The sequence below is a fragment of the Streptomyces sp. NPDC056835 genome, from assembly GCF_042789485.1.
Taxonomy (GTDB): Bacteria; Actinomycetota; Actinomycetes; order Streptomycetales; family Streptomycetaceae; genus Streptomyces.
Genome location: NZ_JBHUBB010000013.1, coordinates 179,438 through 203,818 on the forward strand (window position 1 = coordinate 179,438; position 24,381 = coordinate 203,818).

The following is a 24,381-nucleotide window of genomic DNA, read 5'->3' on the forward strand; positions in this document are numbered from 1 at the left end:
ACCAACCAGGGTGCTGGCCAGCACATATGCCCGTCAACTCCCGGACGCGGCAGGCGCGGTGGGTGCGCTCACATCGAAGTGCCCCGCCGCGGGGACCGCTTTCATGAGAGCGGTGAGCGCACGCGCCTTGGCCGAACCGTCCTCTCCGCTTCCCCAGATCACCGTACGGCCGCCGGTCAGCTCCAGGGAGATCGAGTCGTACGAACGGACTCGTACGACCCTGATGTCCCCGGCCACTTTCTCCGGCAGTTCGGCGCGGACCCGTACCGCTTCACGCATCAGCCGTTCCGTTCCGAAGCGTTGCGTTCCGGCTGACTGATCCACCGTCAATTCGAGGAGGGGGACATCCTTGGGCGCCTTCTCGACCGTAGCGAAACGTACGCCCCCGGCGTCCACTTCGATGAACTTTGCTCCCTTTTCGAGAAGCAGCGCGGGCTTTCGCTCGATCACTTTCAGCCCGATGCCGTTCGGCCATGAACGGACCACCTCGACCGAATCGATACGCGGCAGCTTCCGGCGGAGCCGCGCCTCAATCCCGTCCGTGTCGGCGGAAATCAGCGGAGCCCCGACCGGCACGGCGGCGGCCGCCACGACTTCGGCGCGGGTCAGCACGTCGGTGCCCGAGGTGTTCACCTTCTCGATCCGCAGCCACGAGGAGCCGTACAGCGCCCAGATCCCGCCGGCGGCCAACAGGACCACGGCGATGACCACGATCAGCGTGCGGGAGGAGAAGCGGAGGCGGGGGAGCCCGAACCGGCGGCCCGGCGGCCCCTCGTCGGGGCGGCCGGGCTCCGACCGCGGTCGGGCGCCACGCTCGGCGGTCGTCGGTCCGGCCACGCTCCCCTGCCTCCCTGCGCCGCTACGCCTGGCGGCGTGCGGCGATCGCCTCGTACACCATTCCTACGAGCAGATCATCAGCGTCCCGACGGCCGAACTCTGAGGCCGCGCGGGACATCTCGTACAGCCGGTGCGGATCGGCGAGCACCGGGAGCACATGGCTCTGGACCCACTCGGGGGTCAGTTCGGCGTCGTCGACCAGCAGTCCACCGCCGGCCTTCACCACCGGCTGGGCGTTGAGCCGCTGTTCACCGTTGCCGATCGGCAGCGGTACATAGGCGGCCGGCAGTCCGACGGCGGAGAGTTCGGCGACGGTCATCGCGCCCGCGCGGCAGAGCATCATGTCGGCCGCGGCGTACGCGAGGTCCATCCGGTCCACATACGATACCGGGATATAAGGCGGCATTCCGGGCATGTTGTCCACGCGCGGCATTTCATTCTTCGGACCGACCGCGTGCAGGATCTGAATTCCGGAGCGCTGGAGCACCGGCGCGATCTGCTGGATCACCTCGTTGAGCCGGCGCGCGCCCTGGGAGCCGCCGGAGACGAGCAGCGTCGGCAGATTGGGGTCGAGCCCGAACGCCGCGCGCGCCTCGGGGCGTACGCGGGCCCGGTCGAGGGTGGCGATGGTGCGGCGCAGCGGGATGCCGATGTACCGGGCGCCGCGCAGCTTGCTGTCCGGGGTGGAGACGGCCACACCGGCCGCGTACCGCGAGCCGATCTTGTTGGCCAGTCCCGGCCGCGCGTTGGCCTCATGGACGATGATCGGCACCCCGAGCCGTTTGGCGGCCAGATAGCCGGGCAGCGCGACATAGCCGCCGAAGCCCACCACACAGTCCGCCTTGGTGCGCTCCAGGATCTGCTCGGCGGCCTTGATCGTGCCGCGCAGCCGCCCGGGGACGGTGATCAGTTCGGGCGTGGGTTTGCGCGGCAGCGGTACGGCGGGGATCAGCCCCAGTTCGTACCCCCGCTCCGGTACGAGCCTGGTTTCCAGTCCGCGCTCCGTGCCGAGGGCCGTGATCCCCACGGTGGGGTCCTGCCTGCGCAGGGCGTCCGCGAGGGCGAGCGCGGGCTCGATGTGGCCGGCGGTCCCCCCACCGGCGAGTACGACATGCACCGAAATTCACCGCTCTCCGGACGGACGCTTCTTGACGCGCCGTCTCATCGTCTTCCATCTCACCCCGGGCCGTCGCATGGCCAGGGCCGCTTTCGCGGCGGGATCCTCTCGCGCGAACGCGATCAGCAGCCCGATAGCGAACATGGTCGGCAGCAGAGCCGACCCTCCGTAGGAGAACAGCGGGAGCGGGACTCCGGCGATCGGCAGCAGGCCGAGCACCGCACCAATGTTGATCACGGCCTGCACCGTGATCCAGGTGGTCACACCTCCCGCGGCGTACCTCACGAAGGGATCCTCCGTGCGTCCGGCCACGCGGATACCCGCATAGCCTAGAGCCGCGAACAGTGCGAGTACCGACAGCGTCCCCGCCAGCCCCAGTTCCTCCCCGGTGATGGCGAAAATGAAGTCGGTGTGCGGTTCGGGCAGTTGACCCCACTTTTCCACACTCGCGCCGAGACCGGAACCGAACCATCCGCCGGAGGCCAGCGCGTAGATCCCGTGGACCGCCTGCCAGCACTCCCCGTCCGGGCCCAGATCGATCGCGCCGACGCAGGAGAACCGCGACAGCCTGTTCTCGCTGGTCTTGATCAGCGCGAAGCCGATCAGCCCGGCGACGGCCAGCACACCGGCGAAGAGCCGGGTGGGGGCGCCGGCCAGCCAGAGCAGTCCGAAGAGGATCGCCGTGAGAATGATCGCGGTCCCCATGTCGCCGCCGAGCATGATCAGTCCGAGCAGCATCAGGGCGACCGGGACGAACGGCACCAGCAGATGTTTCCACTGGGTCAGCAGCCGCTTGTCCTGTTTACGTGCGAGCAGATCGGCGCCCCAGAGGATCAGCGCCAGTTTGCCGAACTCGCTGGGCTGGAGCTGGAACGGGCCGCCCAGATAGATCCAGTTCTGGTTGCCGTTGACGGAACGCCCTATCCCCGGGACCTGGACGAGCACCATCAGGAAGACCGTCCCGACCAGCAGCGGGTACGAGAGCGCGCGGTTGAGCTTGATCGGCATCCGGGAGGCGAGCAGCAGCAGGCCGGTGCCGAGGACCACCGCGAGGAACTGCTTGCGGAAGAAGTACGTGGCGGGCAGCGACAGCTGGAGCGCGTAGATCATCGACGCGGAGTACACCATCACCAGACCGAGCACGGTGATCAGCAGACCGCTGCCGAGGATCAGGTAATACGCGGTGAGCGGCCGGTCCCAGGCACGACGCATCCGCTCGTAGAAGCGCCGGGGGCCGCCGCGCGGCCTGCGGGGGGCGGCGCTCCTGCCGCCCCCGCGCCGGGCGGTGGCCGGACGCCCTACGGCGGCTCCGGCGCCCCGGCCGCGCAGCACAAGCCCGGCCGGGCGCCTCGCGCGGGCGTCCGCACCGGCGTGCGCGCTCTCCTCGGGGGTGTCCACGCCACCTGGCGCCCCCGCGAGAGCGGGAGCGCCAGGAAATGCGCCCAGGTAGCCCCAGCCGCGCCTGACAGGCCCCGGCGCGGGCCGCGGATCTCGGTCCCCGGTGTCGTCGGCCGGCATCGTCGCTGTCCCCTCCAGTCGTGCCTGGCGCGGCTGGCGCGGGTGGTCAGTGGGCTGCGGCCTGCTGCTGCGACACCGGGTCAGGCGTGCTCGGCGGCGAGGGCGTGTACCGCGTCCGCGAACGCCTCGCCCCGCTTGTTGTAGTTGACGAACATGTCCATCGAGGCACAGGCCGGGGCCATCAGTACCGTGTCCCCCGGCTGTGCGAGCCGTGCCGCTTCGCGGACCGCGGCCGACATCGCCCCAGTGTCGGTCCGGTCGAGGTCCACGACCGGGACTTCGGGGGCGTGTCGCGCGAGGGCTTCCCGGATGAGCGCCCGGTCCTTGCCGATGAGGACCACACCGCGCAGCCGCTTCGCGGACGCCTCGACGAGTTCGTCGAAGGTCGCGCCCTTGGCGAGACCGCCCGCGATCCAGACGATCGGGTCGTACGCCGCGAGCGACGCCTCGGCGGCATGGGTGTTGGTGGCCTTGGAGTCGTCGATGTACGTGACGCCCGCGACCTCCGCGACGCGCTCGATCCGGTGCGGGTCGGGGCGGAAGGCGCGCAGTCCGTCACGTACGGCGGCCGGCTCGACACCGTACGCGCGCGCCAGCGCGGCGGCGGCCAGCGCGTTGGCGATGTTGTGCGGTACGGGCGGGTTGACGTCGGAGACGTGGGCGAGCTCCTGGGCCTGCTCCCGGCGGTTCTCGACGAAGGCGCGGTCGACCAGGATGCCGTCCACGACGCCGAGTTGGGACGGTCCCGGGGTGCCGAGGGTGAAGCCGATCGCGCGGCAGCCCTCCTCGACGTCGGCCGCGCGCACCAGGTCCTCGGTGGCCGGGTCGGCCACGTTGTAGACGCAGGCGACGCTGTTGCCCTCGTAGATCCGGCCCTTGTCGGCGGCGTACGCCGCCATGGAGCCGTGCCAGTCCAGATGGTCGGGCGCGAGGTTGAGCACGGCGCCGGAGTGGACGCGCGGACTCGGCGCCCAGTGCAGCTGGTAGCTGGACAGCTCCACGGCGAGTACGTCGTACGTCTCCTCGCCGGTGACCGCGTCCAGCAGCGAGACGCCGATATTGCCGACGGCGGCCGTACGCAGCCCCGCGGCGGCCAGGATCGAGGCGAGCATCCTGACGGTCGTCGTCTTGCCGTTGGTGCCGGTGACGGCGAGCCAGGGGGCCGCGCCGGGCCCGCGCAGCCGCCAGGCCAGCTCGACATCGCCCCAGATCTCCACCCCGGCCGCCTCGGCGGCCTGGAAGAGCGGCTTGTCCGGCTTCCAGCCGGGGGTCGTGACGACGAGTTCGGTGGCCTCGGGCAGCGTCGCCCCGTCGCCGAGGCGGACGGTGACTCCCAGTTTCTCCAGCTCGGCGGCCTGGGCGCGGGCCCGCTCGTCGTCGCCGTCGTTGACGACGGTGACCTCCGCGCCGAGTCCGTGCAGCACCCGGGCCGCCGGGATCCCGGAGATCCCGAGACCCGCGACGGTGACCCGCTTGCCCTGCCAGTTCACTTCTCGGCCGCCCACCCTGCGTAGAAGAGCCCCAGACCCACGATGACGCACATGCCCTGGATGATCCAGAAGCGAACCACCACAAGGACTTCCGACCACCCCTTGAGTTCGAAGTGGTGCTGGAGTGGCGCCATCCGGAAGACACGCTTGCCGGTCATCTTGAACGAACCGACCTGGATGACCACGGACATGGTGATCATCACGAAGAGGCCGCCGAGGATGGCCATCAGGAACTCCGTACGGGAGCAGATCGCCAGACCGGCGAGCGCGCCGCCGAGCGCGAGCGAGCCGGTGTCCCCCATGAAGATCTTGGCCGGTGAGGTGTTCCACCACAGGAAGCCGAAGCAGGAGCCCATCAGCGCCGAGGCGACGACCGCGAGGTCCAGTGGATCCCGTACCTCGAAACAGGCGTTGGGGTTGGTCAGGGTCGTCGCGTTGGCGCAGGACTCCTGGAACTGCCACAGACCGATGAAGGTGTACGCGCCGAACACCATCACCGAGGCGCCGGTGGCGAGACCGTCGAGACCGTCCGTCAGGTTCACACCGTTGGACATCGCGAGAATCATGAACAGCGCCCAGACCACGAACAGCACCGGGCCGATCGACCAGCCGAAGTCCGTGACGAACGACAGCCTGGTGGAGGCGGGGGTGTTGCCGCGGTAGTCGGCGAACTGGAGCGACAACACCGCGAAGGCGATACCGACGATCAGCTGGCCGGCCATCTTCGCCTTCGCCCGCAGGCCCAGCGACCGCTGCTTCACGATCTTGATGTAGTCGTCGAGGAACCCGACGAGCCCCATCCCGGCCATCAGGAACAGCACCAGCACACCCGAGAAGGTCGGGTCCTCACCGGTGATCACCTTCGCCAGGGCGTAGGCGATGAGCGTGGCCAGGATGAAGGCGATGCCGCCCATCGTGGGCGTGCCCTTCTTGCTGCCGTGCGTGCGCGGGCCGTCGTCCCGGATGAACTGCCCGTATCCCTTGCGGGCCAGGAGCTTGATCAGCAGCGGGGTGCCGATCAGGGTCAGGAAGAGCCCGATGGCTCCCGCGAAGAGGATCTGCCTCATCGGCCGGCGACCTCGCCCTCGGTGGCGTTCTCAAGCAGTGCCTCGGCGACTCGCTCAAGACCGACCGACCTCGAAGCCTTCACCAGCACGACGTCTCCCGGACGCAGTTCACTGCGCAACAGGTCGACCGCCGCCTGCGCGTCGGACACGTGCACCGACTCCTCACCCCACGAACCCTCGTTGTAAGCGCCCAGTTGCAGCCAGGACGCTTCCCTGCCCCCGACTGCCACGAGCTTGCTGACGTTGAGCCGGACGGCGAGCCGTCCGACCGCGTCGTGCTCGGCGAGCGATTCGTCACCCAGCTCGGCCATCGGGCCGAGCACCGCCCACGTACGGCCCCCCGTGGCCCGTGAGGCACCACCCATGGCGACCAGCGCGCGGAGCGCCGCTCTCATGGATTCCGGGTTCGCGTTGTAGGCGTCGTTGACGATCGTCACGCCGTCCGAGCGCTCGGTGACCTCCATACGCCAGCGGGAGAGGGTTCCCGCCTCGGAGAGCGCCACGGCGATCTCGTCGACGGACATGCCCAACTCATGGGCGACGGCGGCCGCGGCGAGCGCGTTCGACACGTGGTGCTCACCGTACAGCCGCAGCGTCACGTCGCTGCACCCGGAGGGTGTTCGAAGCCGGAAAGCGGGCTGTCCGGTCTCGGTGAGGCGGACGTTCTCTGCCCGTACGTCTGCTTCGTCTGACTCTCCGAACAGGACGGTACGGGCCTTGGTGCGGGTGACCATCGCCCGGACGAGCGGGTCGTCGGCGTTGAGGACCGCGACCCCGCCCTCGGCCGCGGACGGCAGGGACTCGACCAGTTCCCCCTTGGCCTGGGCGATCTGCTCCCGGCCGCCGAACTCGCCGATGTGGGCGGTGCCTACGTTCAGTACGAGGCCGATCCGGGGCGGGACGAGTCCGGTGAGGTAACGGATGTCACCGATGTAGCGCGCGCCCATTTCGAGGACGAGATAGCGGGTGTCCTCGACGGCCCGCAGGGCGGTGATCGGCAGGCCGATCTCGTTGTTGAGATTGCCCTCCGGCCAGATCGTGGGCGCGCTGCGCTGGAGCAGCTGGGCGATGAGGTCCTTGGTGCTGGTCTTGCCGGCCGAGCCGGTCAGCGCGACGGCGGTGGCGCCGAGGCGCTCCACGACGGTACGGGCGAGGGCGCCGAGGGCGCGTACGACGTCGTCCACGACGATCGCGGGCACACCGACGGGGCGGGTGGCCAGTACGGCCACCGCGCCCGCCTCGACGGCACGCCGCGCGTAGTCGTGGCCGTCGACGCGCTCGCCGGCGAAGGCGGCGAACAGGCTGCCGGTCTCCACCGCGCGGGAGTCGTAGACGACGGATCCGGTGACACGGACGGCCGGATCCGGTATGTCGTGCGGCTGCCCGCCGACGATGGCGGCGATCTCGGCGAGAGAGAGGGCGATCACTGGGTCATCCCTGACTGTTGTTCTCGTGACGGTGCTCATGGCCGGGCTCCCGGCCCGGCTGATGGCGGAGGGAGCGCTCGATGGCCTCGCGCAGGACCTGCCGGTCGTCGAAGGCGCGTACCACCCCGGCGATGTCCTGGCCCTGTTCATGGCCCTTGCCGGCGACCAGTACGGTGTCGTCGTCCTGGGCCAGGGCCACGGCGGCGGCGATGGCGGAGGCCCGGTCGGCGTCGACCAGGACGTCCCCGCGCTCATGGATCGGCACCTCCGCGGCGCCCGCGAGCATGGTGGCGAGGATCGCGAGCGGGTCCTCGCCACGCGGGTTGTCGGAGGTCAGTACGGCGGTGTCGGCGAGCCGGGCCGCCGCCGCGCCCATCGGCCCGCGCTTGGTCTTGTCGCGGTCGCCGCCGCAGCCGAGGACGATGTGGACCTTGCCCTTGGTGACCTTGCGCAGGGAGCGCAGGACCGATTCGACGGCGTCCGTCTTGTGGGCGTAGTCGACGACGGCGAGATACGGCTGGCCGGCCTCCACCCGCTCCAGCCGGCCCGGCACTCCGGGGACCGCGGCGATGCCGTCGGCGGCGGTGTGCGGGTCGATCCCGGCGACGGCGAGGGTGACGACCGCGGCCAGGGTGTTGGCGACATTGAACGGCCCCGGCAGCGGTGCCTCGGCCCGGACCCGCTCGCCCTTGGGGCCGATCGCGGTGAAGGTGGAGCCGTGCGAGCCGACCTCGACGTCCTCGGCGCGCCAGTCGGCGTCCGGGTGGCCCTCCGCGGAGAAGGTGGTGACCGGGACGGTCGCCTCGGCGACGAGCCGGCGGCCGTACTCGTCGTCGAAGTTCACGACGCCGGTCTTGCTGCGCTCCGGGGTGAAGAGCCGCGCCTTCGCCTGGAAGTAGTCCTCCATGCCGGAGTGGAACTCCATGTGCTCCGGGCTGAGGTTGTTGAAGACGGCGACATCGAACACACAGCCGTCGACCCGGCCGAGCACCAGAGCGTGGCTGGAGACCTCCATAGCGACCGATTCGACGCCGCGCTCGCGCATGACGGCGAAGAGCGCCTGGAGGTCGGTGGCCTCGGGGGTGGTGCGCTCCGACTTGATGCGCTCGTCGCCGATGCGCATCTCGACGGTGCCGATGAGGCCGGTGCTGTGGCCGGCGCCGCGCAGTCCGCCCTCGATGAGATACGCCGTGGTGGTCTTGCCGGAGGTACCGGTGATCCCGATCTGGAGCAGATCCCTGCCGGGGTGTCCGTAGATCTCGGCCGCGAGCTGCCCCATGCGGCCCCGCGGGTCGGGGACGATCAGGACCGGCAGGCCGGTGGCGGCGGCGCGCTCGGCGCCCGCCGGGTCCGTCAGGATCGCCGCGGCACCGAGGTCGGCGGCCTGGGCGGCGAAGTCGGCGCCGTGGAAGCGGGCGCCGGGGAGGGCGGCGTATACGTCCCCGGGGCGTACGGCCCGCGAGTCATGGGTGATGCCGGTCGCTTCCCCGGGGCCACTCACCTCCCCCGGGTCCGGTGCCTCGGCGCCCAGCCGGGCCGCCAGCTCCGCGAGGGAGGTCGGGCGTACCCGGTCCGGACGGGGCGTCCCCGGATGGTTCACAGGGGCGTCCTTCGGGGTGGTTCGGTACTGATCAGCTTGTGGCACGGCGGTGAGCGTACCGGGCTCCGCGGGCCGCGAGCCACGTGAGGGGGACTGGGGCGCGGGGGGTTCCGGGTGGTTCCCGGAATCGGGGGTGATCGTTGTCACTGGGGCTTTCCCTGGGGTCACTCGCCGGGTTTGAAGGTGACCGGCAGCCGGGCGGGTTTACTGCCGGTCGGTTCGACCTGCAGGGTCTTGAGAGCGAACTCCATGACCTTCTTGTAGATGGGGCCGCAGATCTGTCCGCCGAAGTAGCTGCCCTTGGTGGGGTTCTGAATGGCGCAGTAGACGGTGATCTGCGGGTCGTCGGAGGGCGCGAAGCCGGCGAAGGAGGCGGTGTAGCCCTTGTAGACGCCGAGCTTCGGGTCGACCCGGTTGGCCGTACCCGTCTTGCCCGCGACGCGGTAGCCGGGGATGGCGGCCTTGGTGCCTGTCCCCTCCTCGTTGCCGACGACCGACTCCAGCATGGTGGCGACCGTCTTGGCGGTCCGCTCGCTCACCACGCGGGTCTTCTTGGGCGCGGGGGCGGCGGTGAAGCGGCCGTCGGGGCCCTGCGTGCCACGGATCAGGGTGGGTTCGATCCGTACGCCGCCGTTGGCGATGGTCGAGTAGACCGAGGCGGCCTGCATCGCGTTGAGGGAGAGGCCCTGGCCGAAGGGGATCGTGTACTGCTGTGAGGTGGACCAGTCCTGCGGCTCGGCCAGGATGCCCTGGGTCTCACCGGGGTAGCCGAGACCGGTGGGCCGGCCGATGCCGAACTTGCTCAGATAGGAGTGGAGGACCTTGTTGGCCTCGGGCTGGGTCCTGCCGAGCTGGCCGGTCGCCAGGATGGTGCCGATGTTGCTGGACTTGGCGAGGACACCGTTGAGGGTCAGGTTCCAGGTGGGGTGGTCGATGTCGTCCTTGAAGAGCCGGTCCCCGCGGTGCAGCCGGTTCGGGACGACCACATGGGTGGCGGGGGTGGCGGCCTTCTCCTCCAGTACGGCGGCCATCGACATGACCTTGCTGGTGGAGCCGGGCTCGTAGACGTCCTGGAGGGCCGCGTTGCCCATGGCGGCGGCGTTGGCCTCGGAGACGTCGTTGGGGTCGAAGCCGGGGGCGTTGGCCATGGCGAGCACCTCGCCCGTCCGGGTGTTCTGGACCACCACATAGCCGCGGTCCGCCTTGGACTCCTTCACCTGGTCGGTTATGGCCTGCTGGGCGGCCCACTGGATGTCCCGGTCGATGGTCAGCTCGATGTCGGAGCCGGGCACGGCGGGGGTCTCGCGGTAGCTGGCGGTGGGGACGCGGCGGCCTCCCGACTGGGCGTAGGTGACCTTTCCGTCCTCGCCGGCCAGCTGCTTGTCCAGCATGGATTCGACACCGCCGGCGCCGCGGCCCGCGGCGTTGACGTACCCCAGTATCCCGGCGGCGAGATCGCCGTTGGGGTACACGCGCTTGCTGCTGGCCTCCTGGAGGACGCCCGACAGCACACTGACGGTGGAGTCGCCCGCGGCCTTCCCCTTGGCGGCCCTGCTCGCCTTGCTCGCCTTCTGGGCGAGTACGCGCTTGAGGTCCTTGATCTGGTTCCAGACCTGCGGGGTCTGGCGGCGTGCCAGCACGGTGTAGCGGGGGGAGTCGGGGGTCCTGAGCTTCTTCACGATGTCGGCGCTCCGCACGCCCAGGATCGGGGCGAGCAGCGCGGCGGCCTGTTCGGGAGCGTCCGGAACCTTGGTGAAGTCGGCGGTGAACATCGACGGGTCGGCGGTGATGTCGTACGCGTCGACGCTGGTGGCGAGGGCGATCCCGGAGCGGTCGGTGATCTTCCCGCGCTCGGCCGCGATCGTGTGGCTGAGGTAGCGGCTCTTCTCCGCCTTGGCGGCGTACGCGCTGGCGTCGATCGCCTGCACCTGGAGGAGCCGGACGACGAACGCCAGCATGACGAGGGTCAGTCCGAGGCTGACCAGCCGCAGTCGTGGGCGGGGGCTGCCGAGCCTGATCTGCCGCGAGGTACGGGACCCGGGCTGCGGGCGGCGCGCGGCGGGCCGGGATGCGGGGCGGGATCGTCCGTCGTTCCCGGAGCGCGCGGGCTTGGGCACCCGGCGGCGCGGGGGTTCCTGGGAGGGCACTGGGTCACCTGCCGGGGGTCGTCGGGGCCGGCGTGCCGGATGCCGGTGCGGGGGCCCGCTCGGGGGTCTCGCGCGCGGTGATGGAGGAGGACGTGGAAGGAGAAGGGGGCAAGAACGCCGAGGGCGGGGCCTCCTCCATGGGAGAGGGCTGTCCCTGCGACTGGGCCGACGGCTGGGCGGAGGGCGTCGCCCCGGCCGCCGGCACGCCGCGGACCGTACCGTCCGGATTGAGGAAGGCGGGGCTGCCGCCGGGGACCATGCCGAGCTCACGGGCCCGCCGCTCCAGGGCGTTCGGCGCGGAGCGGTCGTCCACGTCCCGTTGCAGGGCCTGCTCCTCGTCGGTGAGGTCGGTTGTCTTTTTCTTGAGTTCGCTCAGCTGGAACGAGCCCTCGTTGAGGGAGGAGTTCAGCAGCAGCAGGGTGATCAGGCCCCCGCCGAGGAGCAGCACGACCAGCAGGACGAAGGGGGTGCGCGCCGCCGAACTGGATCCGGAGGGCATCAGCTGGGCGAGCCGCGCGGCCCGCCCCCTCAACTGCTTGGCCGGTCCGCTCACAGAGCGTCCTCCCGGATCCGCTGCGCCCCCCGCAGCCGCGCCGGAGCCGCGCGGCGGTTCTCCGCGATCTCTTCCTCCGAGGGAAGTTCGGCGCCGCGGGTGAGGAGTCTCAGCCGGGGCTGATAGCGCTCGGGGACGACGGGCAGGCCGGGCGGCGCGGTGTTGGTGGCCCCGGCCGCGAAGACCTGCTTGACGAGGCGGTCCTCCAGCGAGTGATAGGAGAGGACGGCGATCCGGCCGCCGACGGCGAGGGACGTCACGGCGGCCGGAATGGCCCGCTCCAGAACGGACAGCTCGCCGTTGACCTCGATACGCAGGGCCTGGAAGGTGCGCTTGGCGGGGTTGCCGCCGGTGCGCTTGGCGGCCTGCGGGAGGGCGTCACGGATCAGCTCGACCAGCCGGGCGCTGTGTGAGAAGGGCTCCTTCTCGCGCTCCCTGACAACCGCGGAGACGATCCGCTTGGCCTGCTTCTCCTCGCCGTACGCGCGCAGGATCCGCACCAGCTCGCCGGGCGGGTAGGTGTTGAGGACCTCGGCGGCGCTGACTCCGGACGACTGGTCCATGCGCATGTCGAGAGGGGAGTCCTGGGCGTAGGCGAAACCGCGCTCCGCCTCGTCCAGTTGCATCGAGGAGACGCCGAGGTCGAAGAGCACGCCCTGGACGCGCGGGATCCCCAGCCGGTCGAGCACGTCGGGCAGTTCGTCGTAGACCGCGTGGACGAGGGTGGCGCGGTCGCCGAACGGGGCGAGCCGCTCGCCGGAGAGCCGCAGCGCCTCCTGGTCACGGTCGAGCGCGACCAGCCGTGCGGCGGGGAAGGTGGAGAGCAGGGCCTCGCTGTGTCCGCCGAGACCGAGGGTGCAGTCGACCACGACCGCGCCGGGCTCGGCGAGGGCGGGGGCCAGCAGGTCGAGGCACCGCTGGAGCATCACGGGAACATGCCGGACCTGATTCATGCGGGCCCCTCGCGGCGTGCGCGCCCCTCACGAAGGCCGTCGGCCCGTGGTGTACGGGGGGCGTCCTTACCGCGTTCCGCGGGCGCGCGGCTCTCCATGATTCGCTCGCTGCGCTCGCTCATGCGCCCTCTCAGATCCGGCGCGGCCGTACGTACCGCCGGGTCCCCGCCCGCTCAGAAGGGGAGGTGGTCCGCCGGCGCCGGAAGAGGCGTCGGCCGACCGCCGAGCGGGAGGAGGCCGAGCCGCACGTACGCCGCGACATGCGGGAATATTGTGGTGGGTTCGGAATGTGTTCGGGATGTGTCCGTGAACTTCGCGTCACTTTAGTCCACTCGCTCTTCCGGTCAATCAACCGGTCAGCGCGTCGCAAGGGTCACTCACCACAAGACCATAAACAGCACAATTCACCCACTCGGCCCCGCCGGACTCACCCATGTGGGTTAGCTCACACCGGGCCACGTTGACGCTCTTTGTCCCCTCCCGCAGCAGGCCTCAGGGCGCGGCGACGACTACCGTCATAGGTATGTCGACTTCCGCACACCTCCCCGCAGAGCCCGTCCAGGCTCCCGCCGGCGCGGCCCGCACCGGCGGGACGGTCACCGACCGGCTCATCGACGCCAACCTTCTCTACGCCGCCGGGTTCGACGACCCCGGCATGGACGCGCGCCCCGTACTGCGGGTCGCCGTGGTCGCCTGCATGGACGCCAGGCTCGACCTGCACGGGGCGCTCGGGCTCTCCCTGGGCGACTGCCACACCATCCGCAACGCGGGCGGTGTCGTCACCGACGACGTCATCCGCTCCCTGACCATCAGCCAGCGGGCCCTTGGAACGCGCAGCGTCGCCCTGATCCATCACACCGGCTGCGGCCTGGAAAGCCTGACCGAGGAGTTCCGGCACGAGCTGGAAATGGAGGTGGGCCAGCGGCCCGCCTGGGCCGTGGAGGCGTTCCGCGATGTCGACCAGGACGTACGGCAGTCGATGCGGCGAGTCAGGACCTCGCCCTTCCTGCCGCACACCGACGACGTCCGCGGCTTCGTCTTCGATGTGAAGACGGGCCTGCTGCGCGAGATCGAAGCCGACGCCTGAGCTCCGGAGCCCGGGCACCGGAGCCTGAACACCGGAGCCCGGGCACCGGAGCCTGAGCGCCACCGCCGGACAGGCCATCGCGAGATAAACAGCAAATCCGACATATCGCGCCCACTTATCCACAGGCGGATGACACGAAGCGGTAACGGCAACAACAATGCGTGTGGGACACCGTTCCGGAGCCATCCGGAGACGGTGTCCGTGTTTCGGGGTGGGCCGGGCCGTCTGATGAGCATCGGCCCGAGGAAAGGGCCGAGGAGGGCCGGGTGACGACCTATGACGATCGAGCGAGCCTCACAGATCTGACCACCACAGCGGAGCGGGTGCGCGCGTCGGTGGAGGGTGTGATCGAGGGCAAGCCGGAGGTCGTACGGCTTTCGCTGACCGTGCTGCTCGCCGAGGGGCATCTTCTGATCGAGGATGTCCCCGGCGTGGGCAAGACCATGCTGGCCAAAGCGCTCGCGCGCTCCATCGACTGTTCGGTGCGGCGCATTCAGTTCACCCCCGATCTGCTGCCTTCGGACATCACCGGAGTGTCGATCTACGACCAGCAGCAGCGGGACTTCGAGTTCAAGCCGGGCGCGATCTTCGCTCAGATAGTGATCGGCGACGAGATCAACCGCGCCTCGCCCAAGACCCAGTCGGCGCTGCTGGAGTCCATGGAGGAGCGCCAGGTCACCATCGACGGGCATACGTATGAACTGCCCGACCCCTTCATGGTGGTGGCCACCCAGAACCCGGTGGAGATGGAGGGGACGTACCCCCTGCCCGAGGCGCAGCGCGACCGCTTCATGGCCAGGGTCTCGATCGGCTATCCGAGCGCGGAGGCCGAGTTGCGGATGCTGGACGTGCACGGCGGGATATCCCCGCTGGACGACCTCCAGCCGGTGGCCCACGCGCACGACATCGTGAAGCTGATCGACGCGGTGCGTACGGTCCATGTCGCCGAGTCCGTGCGGCGGTACGCGGTCGAGCTGGTCGGGTCGACCCGTAACCACCCCGACCTCAGACTCGGCGCCTCGCCTCGTGCGACGCTCCATCTGCTGCGCGCCGCGAAGGCGGCGGCGGCGCTGAGCGGACGGGACTACGCGCTGCCGGACGATGTGCAGTCCCTGGCGACGGCGGTGCTCGCGCACCGACTGCTGCCCACGGCCCAGGCGCAGCTGAACCGCCGTACCGCCGAGCAGGTCGTGCTGGAGATCCTGCAGCGCGTCCCGGTGCCGACGACGGGCGGCGGCCAGGGCCCCGGGCGCCAGGCACCGCACGGCGGACCGCTCTACGGCCAGCAGCCCGGCGCACGGCGGCTGTGATGGCGCCCGGGGGGCCGGTGGCCGAGGGCGGCGAGGAGAAGGGCGGGGCGCGGGCCGCGCTGTCCGGACTGACCACGCGCGGCCGGTCGTTCCTCGCGGCCGGGATCGCGGCGGCCGTCTGCGCCTACGTCCTGGGCCAGTCGGATCTGCTGCGTGTGGGGCTCCTGCTCGCCGTGCTGCCGCTGCTCTGCGTGGCGGTCCTCTACCGCACCCGCTACCGGGTCGCGGGCAGCCGGCGGCTGTCGCCCTCCCGGGTCCCCGCGGGCTCCGAGGCGCGGGTGCAGCTGCGGATGGACAACGTCACGCGGATGCCCACCGGACTGCTGATGCTCCAGGACCATGTGCCGTACGTGCTCGGCCCGCGCCCCCGGTTCGTGCTGGACCGGGTCGAGCCGGGCGGTCGCCGCGAGGTGTCCTACCGGGTGCGCTCCGATCTGCGCGGGCGCTATCCGCTCGGACCGCTCCAGCTGAGGCTGAGCGACCCCTTCGGGATGTGCGAGCTGACCCGCTCGTTCAGCGCGTACGACACCCTGACCGTCGTCCCGCGCACCGAACCGCTGCCACCGGTACGGCTCGGGGGCGAGGCGTCGGGGTACGGCGAGGGGCGGCAGCGCTCGCTGTCGCTGGCCGGCGAGGACGATGTGATCCCCCGCGGCTACCGGCACGGCGACGATCTGCGCCGGGTGCACTGGCGCTCCACGGCCCGCTACGGCGAACTGATGGTGCGCCGCGAGGAGCAGCCGCAGCGAGCCAGATGCACAGTGCTGCTGGACACCCGGCGAAGCGCCTACCAGGGCGCGGGCCCCGACTCCGCCTTCGAATGGGCGGTGTCGGGCGCGGCCTCCGCCCTGGTGCATCTGCTGGAACGCGGCTTCGCGGTACGGCTGTTGACGGACACCGGCAGCTCGATGCCCGGCGAGGGCGCCGACGGCTTCGCGGGGGCGACCCAGGAGTCCGCCGACTCGGCCGGACTGATGATGGACACCCTCGCGGTCGTCGAGCACTCCGCCGGCACGGACCTCTCCCCCGCGTACGCGGTCCTGCGCGGCGGCACGGAAGGACTGCTGGTCGCGTTCCTCGGCGATCTGGACGAGGAGCAGACTGCGGTGGCGGCGCGGATGCGCCGGCGCAGCGCCGTGGCCATCGCCTTCGTACTGGACAGCACCGGCTGGACGCAGGGCGCGGGACCCGCCGGGCCCGTCGAGGACCGGCTGCGGCAGCTGCGCGAGGCCGGGTGGACGGCGCTCGCCGTGCCCGCGGGGGCCGCGCTGCCCGAGCTGTGGCAGCAGGCCTCGCGGCAGCGATCGGAATCGGCCGTCACGGGCGGTACGACTGGCTTCTCCGGAGGATGGTCATGAGCGGTAGCGGAAGGCTGGCGCTGTGCGCTTTCGCCGCCACGCTGATGGCGGCGGGCGCACTGCTGCCGCTGGTCCAGTCGGCCGTCTGGCTCCTGCACGCCGGGATCATGCTGGCGGTCGTCGGCGGGGTCGGCGCGCTGACCCGGCGGGTGCCGCTGGCCCGGACCCTGACCGTGGCGCTCCAGGGCCTCGCCGCCCTGCTGATGCTCACGGCGGTCTTCGCCCCGGACCAGGCGCTGCTCGGCATCGTGCCGACCCCCGAGGTCTTCGCGCAGTTCGGCCGGCTGCTCACCGAGGGCGGCGATGACGTCGGGCGGTTCGCGATACCGGCGCCCGCGACCGACGGCATCAGGCTGATGCTGATCGGCGGCGTGCTGGTCATCGGGCTCGCGGTGGACGCGATCGCGGTGACCTTCCGCGGCGCGGCCCCGGCGGGTCTGCCGCTGCTGGCGCTCTACTCGGTCGCGGCGGGGCTCTCCGGCGGCGCCGGGGGCTGGCTGTGGTTCCTGCTCGCGGCCAGTGGCTACCTCCTGCTGCTGCTGGCGGAGGGGCGGGACCGGCTGTCGCAGTGGGGCCGGGTGTTCGGGGGGTCTCCGCGTACGCCGGGCCGGTTCTCGTCCGGCTCCGACGCCTCGGGCGGGCGCGCCCCGGTCCGTACCGGACGCCGGATCGGTGTGGTGGCGCTGGGTGTCGCGCTGGTGGTGCCGGCGGCCCTGCCCGCGCTGGACGGCGGCCTGCTGGCCGGCACCGGCGCCGGGAACGGCTCCGGGGTGGGCGGCGGGGGCACGATCTCCGCCGTCAACCCGCTGATCTCGCTCCAGGACAATCTGAACCAGCCGGAGGACCGCGAGGCGCTGCGTTACAGGACCAACGCGCCGGACACCCAGGACATGTATCTGCGGATCATGGCGCTGGACAAGTTCGACGGCACGTCCTGGCGGTTCTCGCAGCGCAAGGTCGAGGACGTACCCGACCGGCTGCCCGGCTCCCCCGGGCTGGGCCCCGGGGTCGGCACGACCGAGATCAGGACCAATATCTCCGCCGCCGGCTGGTACCGGCAGAACTATCTCCCGATGCCCTACCCGGCGACCCAGGTGGACATCGAGGGGCGCTGGCGCTTCGAGCCCGCCGGCAGGACGCTGGTGGGCGACCGCGGGCAGTCGACGCGCGGCGCGCGGTACGAGGTCAGCAGCCTGCTGGTGAAGCCGACCCGGGAACAGCTCGCCTCGGCGCCCCCGGCCCCGTCCGCGCTGCGCCGTGAGTACACCGAGGTCCCGGCGATCCTGCCGGACGTGGTGAAGGCGACGGCGCTCGATGTCACCGAGGGCGCGGCCAACGACTACGAGAGGGCCGTCAGGCTCCAGGACTGGTTCGCGCTGGACGGCGGCTTCACCTACAACACCGACGTGGACTCGGGCACCGGCGTCATGGCGATCACGCGGTTCCTCAGGAACAAGGAAGGCTTCTGCGTCCACTTCTCCTTCGCGATGGCCGCGATGGCCCGCACGCTGGGCATCCCGGCGCGGGTCGCGGTGGGCTTCACACCGGGCACCCCGCAGCCGGACGGCAGCATGTCCGTCGGGCTGCGTGACGCGCACGCCTGGCCCGAGCTGTATTTCGAGGGCGTCGGATGGACCCGGTTCGAGCCGACGCCGAGCCGGGGCAGCGCGCCCGACTACACCCGCGAGGACGCGCCGTCCGACGGGCCGAGCGACACGGCCCTCCCCGACGCCAGCGCCTCGGCCGCCCCGTCCGCGGAGCCGTCCGCCTCGGACAGCTGCCCGGCGCCGTCGCAGCAGCTGGGCGAGTGCGGAACGGTCGCTCCCGGCGCCGCCCTGCCGCCGACGGACTCGGGTTTCCCCCTGCAGACCGTGCTGTGGTTCGTCCTCGGCGGGCTGGCGGTGGTGGCGCTGCCGCTGCTGCCGCTGCTCTGGCGGACCAGGATCAGGGCCCGGCGGCTGGGCTCCGGCGGGCGCACCCCCGCGGACGTGACGGCGCGGACGCTGATGGCCTGGCGGGAGATCACCGATACGGCCTGGGACCACGGGGTCCCGCCCGACGAATCACGGACGCCGCGGAAGGCGGCGGAACGCATCGTGCGTCTGGGCCGGCTGGAGGGGGCGGCGGCCGAGGCGGTGCACCGGGTGGCCGGTTCTGTGGAGCAGGTGCTGTACGCGCCCGAGCCACGGCCGGGTACGGGCCTCGCCGACGACGCCCGGCGGGTCCGGGAGGGGCTGGGCTCCGCGGCCGGCCGCTGGACCCGGCTGCGCGCACTCCTCGCGCCCCGCTCGTCCGTACGGGTGGTCTGGGCCGCCTCGGAGCGCTGGACGTCTCTCACGGCCCGCTGGAGCCCTCAGCGGCTCTCGGAGGCGGCCCGGGCGGCCACTACGCGCTGGCGCCCCTCGCGTCAGCGCGGCTGAGGCGCTGAGCCGCTGAGCCGCTGGGCCGCTGAGCGGCGCCGGAGGGGGCGCCGATCAGCGGCCTGACCGCTCCGGGAAACGGCTGCTTCGGGAAACGGCTGAGGGGCGAACGCTTCGAGCGTTCGCCCCTCAGCCGTACCGTTCACCGGCTCTGTTTTCGTCTCACTGGCCCTGTTCATCGCGGCGGCGTTGCCACCGCTGCTCGATGCGGTTCATCATCGAGCGGCGCTGTCTCGATTGTGCGGGCGCGGGGCCGCCGGATGGGCTGCCCGCCGCCTGCTGCTGACCTGGTTTGGGCGCTTTGCGCCAGCCGGTGACCGCCAGGACCGCACAGCCCAGCATGACGAGGAACCCCACCACGCTGATCCAGATCTGCTGGGCGACCATTCCGGCCATGAGGAGCGCGATACCCACCAGGAAGCCTGCGACCGCCTGGTAGACCCGTCGCCGGGTGTACGTACGCAGCCCGCTTCCCTCAAGCGCTGTCGCGAACTTGGGATCTTCGGCGTACAGCGCTCGCTCCATTTGCTCGAGCATTCGCTGCTCGTGCTCCGAGAGCGGCACGGAGTCCTCCTAGTCGTCGGTCGCGGGGGGCGACCGGTATGCGGCTCCTTCAAGGATAGGCAGGGAATCGCCCCCGTGAAACCCGCCCTCAACGCCAATTCGCGATTCCGGGCCGCCATGTCGGCTCGGCCGCTGAGGCGTTGATTCCCCAACCGTCGATCCGTCATGCCGGATGTCGTACCCCGATCATACGGCGCTCTGCGCCCTACTGGGGGGCCTGTGGCGTACTCCATGTACCGCTGCGTTGCTGATCAGCCACGCGATCACCGTCCCGGAAGCGCTCCGGAAGCGTTCCGGGAGGGCTCCAGAAGGGCTTCGGCAGCGCTCCGGACGCCCCAGGACGGCTCCGGGACCAGGGAATCGCGTCAGTCCCGCTTCTCGCCCAGGACGTGCAGCTGGGTGGCGATGGAATGGAAGGCGGGCAGCTCGGCAGCCGCCGCCTCCAGCTGGAGCAGCGCGTCCAGGGCGCCCGGCTGGGTGTCCACCAGCCCGCCGGGGACCAGGTCCGCGAAGACCCGTACGCCGTGCACGGCACTGACGTGGAGGCCGGCTCCGGCGGCCAGCTCCGTCAGCTGCTCGGCGGTGAAGCGCCGGGGCACCGGGTCGCCCTGCCCCCAGCGGCCCGCCGGGTCGGTGAGCGCCTGCCTGGCCTCGGTGAAGTGCCCGGCGAGCGCCCTGGCGAGCACGGCGCCGCCCAGACCCGCGGCGAGCAGGCTGAGTGCCCCGGCCGGACGCAGGGCGTCCACGGCGTTCCGCACGCCCTCCGCCGGATCGTCCACGTACTCCAGGACGCCATGGCAGAGCACCGCGTCGAAGCCGCCGCGCCCGACCACGTCGAAGAGGCCGTGGATGTCCCCCTGCACCCCGCGGACGCGCTCGGCGACTCCGGCCTCGGCCGCCCGGCGCTCCAGCGCGAAGAGCGCGTTCGGGCTGGGGTCCACGACGGTCACGCGATGCCCCAGACGAGCGACGGGCACCGCGAAGCTGCCCGTCCCCCCTCCGGTGTCGAGCACGTCCAGGACGTCGCTCCCGGCCACCTTGGCGCGGCGGCCGAGGGCATCCCTGAGGACTTCCCACACCACGGCGGTACGCAGGGAGCCGCGGGGGCGGGAAGGCGTCTCCCCACCGGCAACAGGGGAACGGTCCGACACGGCAGTTGACTCCTCGGCGCGGTGCCGCCCCTGGTGACGGGGCGTGAACAGTGCGGGCTCCGCCCACCCTATTGCCTTGGCCGCACCTCCCCGTCACCCAGCGGCATCGCCCTGCCGGGGGTGTTCGGCACGGGGCTGGGGCAGGACCGGGTCGAGCACGAGCAGCCGCTCGACCAGGCGCAGGAACATGCCGGCGTCACGCAGCAGATCGTCCGCGTCACGACCGGTGGCCGCGCCGGGTATGCCCGCCTCGGCGCGCGCCCTGCGCGGGGCGCCCGAGGCGAAGAGGGCGCTCCATTCCGACAGCTCGGGCGCGATCTCGGGCAGGACCTCCCAGGCGCTCCTGATCCGGCGCCGCCGCTGCGGGGTGGTCTCCGGGCGGCCACGGGCGGCGAGCACCGCGGCGGCGGTGCGCAGGGCGGCGAGATGGGCGGTGGCGTAGCGCTCGTTCGGAGTGTCCAGCGCGGCGGCCTCGCCCAGGCCCGCATGCGCCTGGGCGAGGAGATCGAGGGCCGCCGGCGGGGCCGTGGCCCTGCGCGGGACGGGGTGGACATCGCTCGGCGGACCGGTCAGGGCGGGGGCAGGGCCGTCTGTACGGCGCCGACGTGCGGCACCGGCGTAGGAGCTGGCCATGACGGAACCTCCTGTCGTCGTGTGACGGTGCTGTAGCCGTATGTGTCCATGGTGAGGGGCACCACTGACAATCGGCCCTGACCTGCGACTTTGCCTCGTACACCGGTTCGGAGTAGTTTTTGCACTGACCAGTCAGTACAAAGAAATTCGGCACCAAGAAATTTCGGTACGAGGGAAATCGAGGCCCCCGTGGACAGCCGGGAACACGTGGACAGCCAGGAACGCGCAGGCAGCGGGGAACGCGCAGGCGGCCGGGAACGCGCAGGCGGCCGACGGGACGGCCCGCGCGGCGCGGTCGTCATCGCCGAGGACTTCGGGCTCAAGGCCGCGCGCGGCTGGGCGTTCCGCCATGTCCGCGTCGATGCCGCGCCCGGCACGGTCGTCGTGATCGAGGGCCCCTCGGGCTCGGGACGCACCTGTCTCCTGCTCGCGCTCACCGGCCGGATGCGCCCCACCGAGGGCCGCGCCGAGATCGTCGGCCTGCCCTTGCCCCGCGCCATGGCGGCCGTACGCCGGATCAGCGGCCTCGGCCATGTCCCGGGCGTCAGTGATCTCGATCCGGCGCTGACCGTCGCCGAGCATCTGCGCGAACGCGCGCTGCTCCAGCGCCGGTTCGGCGGCTCCCCACGTGCCCTGCGGCGACCCCGCGCCCAGCGGGCGGCCGAGGCCCGGGACCGTATCGACACCGCGCTGACGGCCGCCGGGCTCGACACGTCCGCCCTGCCGAAGGGCGAGCGCACGTCGGTGCGCGATCTGGAGCGGCTGGAGGCGCTGCGGCTCTCGGTCGCCCTCGCGCTGATCGGCCGGCCCCGGCTGCTGGCGGTGGACGATCTGGACCTCAAGCTCTCCGACGCCGACCGCGCGCGGGCCTGGCGGCTGCTGCGCTCCGTCGCCGAGGACGGCACGACCGTGCTCGCCGTGTGCGGCCAGGCCCCCGAGGACGCGGACACCGTCATCCGTACCGGCGAGCCGGACTCCGTCATCCGTACGAACGAGGAGGGGGCGGCCGATGCGCTCGCCGAAACTGGCCGCACTTGAGCTGAAGCGCTTCGGCAGGGGAAAGCTGCCGCGCGCCGCGCTCGTCGCGATCCTGCTGCTGCCGCTGCTGTACGGCGCGCTCTATCTGTGGTCGTTCTGGGATCCGTACGGACGGCTCGACCGGATCCCCGTCGCGCTCGTCAACGAGGACAAGGGCGCCACCGCGGCGGGCCGGAAGATCACGGCCGGTGACGAGATCACCAAGGGTCTGCGCGACAGCGAGGTCTTCGCCTGGCACGAGGTGAGCGCGGCCGAGGCGCGCGAGGGCATGGAGGACGGTTCGTACTACCTCTCGCTGACCATGCCGGCCGACCTCAGCGAGCGGATCGCGTCCAGTTCCGGCGACGCCCCCGAGACCGGCGCGCTCCAGGTGCGTACGAACGACGCGAACAACTACATCGTCGGGCAGATCTCCAGGACCGTGTTCTCCGAGGTACGGACCGCCGCCTCGACCAACGCCTCCCGCTCCTTCCTCGACCGGATCTTCATCTCCTTCTCGGACATCCATGACGCCACCGCGAAGGCCGCCAAGGGCGCCGACGAGCTCAAGGGCGGTATCGGAAAGGCCCAGAAGGGTTCGAAGGACCTCGTGGACGGGCTGAAGACCGCCAAGGAGGGCAGCGGTGATCTGGCGGGCGGTCTGAGGAAGCTCGGTTCGGGCGCGAGCGATCTGGACACCGGCGCCCAACAGGTCGCCGCCGGTACCCAGTCGCTCTCCGACAAGATCAACGCGATGGCCGGGAACGTCCGTCCGTATCTCAAGGACAACGGGAAGGCGATCGGTGACGCGGCCCGGCTCGTGGCGGACTCCTCCCAGTCGATACGGGACAACCTCGGGCGGCTCGTGAAGGCCGCGCCCAGCGCCGCGTCGAAGGCCCGCCTGGCCTCCGACGAGCTGAACTCCCTCTACACGGAACGCTGCGAGAACGCCGCCCCCGCCGTCCCCGATCCCGCCCCCGATCCCGTCGCCGGCACCGCCTCCCCTGACGCGGACCCCAGCGCCTGCCCGCCCCTCAAGCGCGCCAGGACCGCCGCCGCGGACGTGGCCGCCGTCGCCGATGACGTCAACACCCTGGTGAAGGAGAACAACGGTGATCTGAAGGCACTGGACGGCCGGCTCGCCACACTCCAGAAGGAGGCGAAGGCTCTCGCCGAGCACGCGCCGAAGCTGGACGAGGACCTGGAGACCGCCGTCACGAAGATCAACGCTCTCAACACGGGCGCCCGGAAGGTCGCCGAGGGAGCGGGCCGGCTGCACTCCGGACTCACCGACGCCCAGAAGGGCTCCGCCACCCTCAACTCCGGTGTCGGCAAGCTCAGTACCGGCGCGAACACCCTCGACGGCGGGCTCTTCAAGCTCGCCGACGGTTCGACCGAGCTGGCCGGAGGGCTCAACGACGGCGTCGGCGAGATCCCCGACTACGACAAGAACGACCGGGACCGGCGGACGGAAGTGATGGCCGACCCCGTCCAGCTCGCCTCACGGTCGCTGCACGCCGCGCCCAACTACGGCACCGGCTTCGCCCCGTACTTCATCCCGCTCTCCCTCTGGGTCGGCGCGATGGTGGCGTACATGCTGATCCAGCCGCTGAACCGGCGCGCGCTGGCCGTCGGCGCCTCGGCCTGGCGCATCGCCCTCGCGGGCTGGCTGCCGGTCGCCGCGATCGGCCTGCTCCAGGTGGGCGCGCTGATCTCCGTACTGCACTGGGCCATCGGCCTGGAGATGGCGCGCGCCGCCGGCACGGTCGGCTTCCTGGCGCTGGTCACCTGCTGCTTCACCGCGATCGTCCAGTGGCTCAACGCCCGCTTCGGACCCGCGGGCCGGATCCTCGTGCTCGCGCTGCTGATGCTCCAGCTGACCTCGGCGGGCGGCACCTATCCCGTCCAGACCAGTCCGGGCTTCTTCGGCGCCATCCACCCGTTCCTGCCGATGAGTTACGTGGTCGACGCGCTGCGCCGGCTCATCTCGGGCGGCGGGCTCGGCCCCGTGTGGCAGGCCTGTGCCGTGCTCGCCGCCTTCACCGCGGGCGCGCTGGCGCTGACCGCCCTGTCCGCGCGGCGCAAGCAGGTATGGACGCTCGACCGGCTCCACCCCGAGCTGAGCCTGTGAG

At 71.4% G+C, this 24,381-nt stretch carries 19 protein-coding genes; 6 read left to right on the forward strand and 13 right to left on the reverse strand.

Annotated elements, in window-relative coordinates; genetic code table 11:
* Positions 1–33: 33 nt before the first annotated feature.
* The 10 genes from ACFRMN_RS17540 to rsmH form a co-directional block, all read right to left on the reverse strand.
* Entirely contained in the window at positions 34–837 is an 804-nt protein-coding gene (locus ACFRMN_RS17540) for a cell division protein FtsQ/DivIB (RefSeq protein WP_383020013.1), read from the reverse strand.
* A gap of 22 nt (positions 838–859) precedes the next feature.
* Positions 860–1,954, reverse strand: coding sequence for an undecaprenyldiphospho-muramoylpentapeptide beta-N-acetylglucosaminyltransferase (murG, locus tag ACFRMN_RS17545; RefSeq protein WP_383020015.1), 1,095 nt, complete (start codon positions 1,952–1,954; stop codon positions 860–862).
* A gap of 6 nt (positions 1,955–1,960) precedes the next feature.
* Positions 1,961–3,472, reverse strand: a complete 1,512-nt coding sequence (gene ftsW, locus ACFRMN_RS17550; RefSeq protein WP_383020017.1) for a putative lipid II flippase FtsW — start codon at positions 3,470–3,472, stop codon at positions 1,961–1,963.
* A gap of 80 nt (positions 3,473–3,552) precedes the next feature.
* A complete protein-coding gene (gene murD, locus ACFRMN_RS17555) occupies positions 3,553–4,977 on the reverse strand; it encodes a UDP-N-acetylmuramoyl-L-alanine--D-glutamate ligase (protein WP_383020019.1) in 1,425 nt (474 codons plus the stop codon).
* Positions 4,959–6,029: a phospho-N-acetylmuramoyl-pentapeptide-transferase gene (gene mraY, locus ACFRMN_RS17560; RefSeq protein ID WP_129766852.1), complete on the reverse strand. Its 1,071-nt coding sequence runs from the start codon at positions 6,027–6,029 to the stop codon at positions 4,959–4,961. Before mraY ends, murD begins: the two co-directional genes overlap by 19 nt.
* Positions 6,026–7,456: a UDP-N-acetylmuramoyl-tripeptide--D-alanyl-D-alanine ligase gene (murF, locus tag ACFRMN_RS17565; protein ID WP_383020023.1), complete on the reverse strand. Its 1,431-nt coding sequence runs from the start codon at positions 7,454–7,456 to the stop codon at positions 6,026–6,028. The genes mraY and murF overlap by 4 nt, the downstream gene beginning before the upstream one ends.
* 4 nt (positions 7,457–7,460) lie before the next feature.
* Complete coding sequence (locus tag ACFRMN_RS17570; protein ID WP_383020025.1) at positions 7,461–9,203, reverse strand: UDP-N-acetylmuramoyl-L-alanyl-D-glutamate--2,6-diaminopimelate ligase; 1,743 nt, start codon at positions 9,201–9,203, stop codon at positions 7,461–7,463.
* Positions 9,204–9,220: 17 nt separating this feature from the next.
* Complete coding sequence (locus ACFRMN_RS17575; RefSeq protein WP_383020027.1) at positions 9,221–11,203, reverse strand: peptidoglycan D,D-transpeptidase FtsI family protein; 1,983 nt, start codon at positions 11,201–11,203, stop codon at positions 9,221–9,223.
* A gap of 4 nt (positions 11,204–11,207) precedes the next feature.
* Positions 11,208–11,756 carry a septum formation initiator family protein gene (locus ACFRMN_RS17580; protein ID WP_383020029.1) on the reverse strand — a complete coding sequence of 183 codons (549 nt, stop codon included), beginning with the start codon at positions 11,754–11,756 and terminating at the stop codon, positions 11,208–11,210.
* A complete protein-coding gene (gene rsmH, locus ACFRMN_RS17585) occupies positions 11,753–12,709 on the reverse strand; it encodes a 16S rRNA (cytosine(1402)-N(4))-methyltransferase RsmH (protein ID WP_383020031.1) in 957 nt (318 codons plus the stop codon). Before rsmH ends, ACFRMN_RS17580 begins: the two co-directional genes overlap by 4 nt.
* 460 nt (positions 12,710–13,169) lie before the next feature.
* Between rsmH and ACFRMN_RS17590 the strand changes: the two genes are divergently transcribed.
* From ACFRMN_RS17590 to ACFRMN_RS17605, 4 genes are all read left to right on the forward strand, one after another.
* Entirely contained in the window at positions 13,170–13,796 is a 627-nt protein-coding gene (locus ACFRMN_RS17590; RefSeq protein WP_383020033.1) for a beta-class carbonic anhydrase, read from the forward strand.
* A gap of 266 nt (positions 13,797–14,062) precedes the next feature.
* Positions 14,063–15,106, forward strand: a complete 1,044-nt coding sequence (locus tag ACFRMN_RS17595) for an AAA family ATPase (RefSeq protein WP_383020034.1) — start codon at positions 14,063–14,065, stop codon at positions 15,104–15,106.
* Complete coding sequence (locus ACFRMN_RS17600) at positions 15,106–16,464, forward strand: DUF58 domain-containing protein (RefSeq protein ID WP_383020036.1); 1,359 nt, start codon at positions 15,106–15,108, stop codon at positions 16,462–16,464. The genes ACFRMN_RS17595 and ACFRMN_RS17600 overlap by 1 nt, the downstream gene beginning before the upstream one ends.
* Positions 16,461–18,884 carry a DUF3488 and DUF4129 domain-containing transglutaminase family protein gene (locus ACFRMN_RS17605; protein WP_383020038.1) on the forward strand — a complete coding sequence of 808 codons (2,424 nt, stop codon included), beginning with the start codon at positions 16,461–16,463 and terminating at the stop codon, positions 18,882–18,884. Before ACFRMN_RS17600 ends, ACFRMN_RS17605 begins: the two co-directional genes overlap by 4 nt.
* Before the next feature lie 162 nt (positions 18,885–19,046).
* On the opposite strand, the gene ACFRMN_RS17610 is transcribed toward ACFRMN_RS17605, so the two are convergent.
* The 3 genes from ACFRMN_RS17610 to ACFRMN_RS17620 form a co-directional block, all read right to left on the reverse strand.
* Positions 19,047–19,448 carry a DUF3040 domain-containing protein gene (locus ACFRMN_RS17610; protein ID WP_356507225.1) on the reverse strand — a complete coding sequence of 134 codons (402 nt, stop codon included), beginning with the start codon at positions 19,446–19,448 and terminating at the stop codon, positions 19,047–19,049.
* Positions 19,449–19,813: 365 nt separating this feature from the next.
* Positions 19,814–20,599: a methyltransferase gene (locus ACFRMN_RS17615; RefSeq protein WP_383020040.1), complete on the reverse strand. Its 786-nt coding sequence runs from the start codon at positions 20,597–20,599 to the stop codon at positions 19,814–19,816.
* Positions 20,600–20,692: 93 nt separating this feature from the next.
* Positions 20,693–21,232 (reverse strand): SAV_6107 family HEPN domain-containing protein, encoded by a 540-nt coding sequence (locus tag ACFRMN_RS17620; protein WP_383020042.1) that lies wholly within the window; start codon positions 21,230–21,232, stop codon positions 20,693–20,695.
* Positions 21,233–21,532: 300 nt separating this feature from the next.
* Between ACFRMN_RS17620 and ACFRMN_RS17625 the strand changes: the two genes are divergently transcribed.
* Positions 21,533–22,270 (forward strand): ATP-binding cassette domain-containing protein, encoded by a 738-nt coding sequence (locus tag ACFRMN_RS17625; RefSeq protein WP_383020140.1) that lies wholly within the window; start codon positions 21,533–21,535, stop codon positions 22,268–22,270.
* A complete protein-coding gene (locus tag ACFRMN_RS17630) occupies positions 22,242–24,380 on the forward strand; it encodes a YhgE/Pip family protein (RefSeq protein ID WP_383020044.1) in 2,139 nt (712 codons plus the stop codon). Before ACFRMN_RS17625 ends, ACFRMN_RS17630 begins: the two co-directional genes overlap by 29 nt.
* The last annotated feature ends 1 nt before the right edge of the window (position 24,381 follow it).

What these genes read in the sequence shown, in the direction of transcription:
- ftsW (WP_383020017.1), bottom strand. Translation starts at nt 3,472, where the DNA reads ATGCCGGCCGACGACACCGGGGACCGAGATCCGCGGCCCGCGCCGGGG.
- mraY (WP_129766852.1), bottom strand. Translation starts at nt 6,029, where the DNA reads ATGAGGCAGATCCTCTTCGCGGGAGCCATCGGGCTCTTCCTGACCCTG.
- rsmH (WP_383020031.1), bottom strand. Translation starts at nt 12,709, where the DNA reads ATGAATCAGGTCCGGCATGTTCCCGTGATGCTCCAGCGGTGCCTCGAC.
- ACFRMN_RS17600 (WP_383020036.1), top strand. Translation starts at nt 15,106, where the DNA reads ATGGCGCCCGGGGGGCCGGTGGCCGAGGGCGGCGAGGAGAAGGGCGGG.
- ACFRMN_RS17605 (WP_383020038.1), top strand. Translation starts at nt 16,461, where the DNA reads ATGAGCGGTAGCGGAAGGCTGGCGCTGTGCGCTTTCGCCGCCACGCTG.
- ACFRMN_RS17620 (WP_383020042.1), bottom strand. Translation starts at nt 21,232, where the DNA reads ATGGCCAGCTCCTACGCCGGTGCCGCACGTCGGCGCCGTACAGACGGC.
- ACFRMN_RS17630 (WP_383020044.1), top strand. Translation starts at nt 22,242, where the DNA reads ATGCGCTCGCCGAAACTGGCCGCACTTGAGCTGAAGCGCTTCGGCAGG.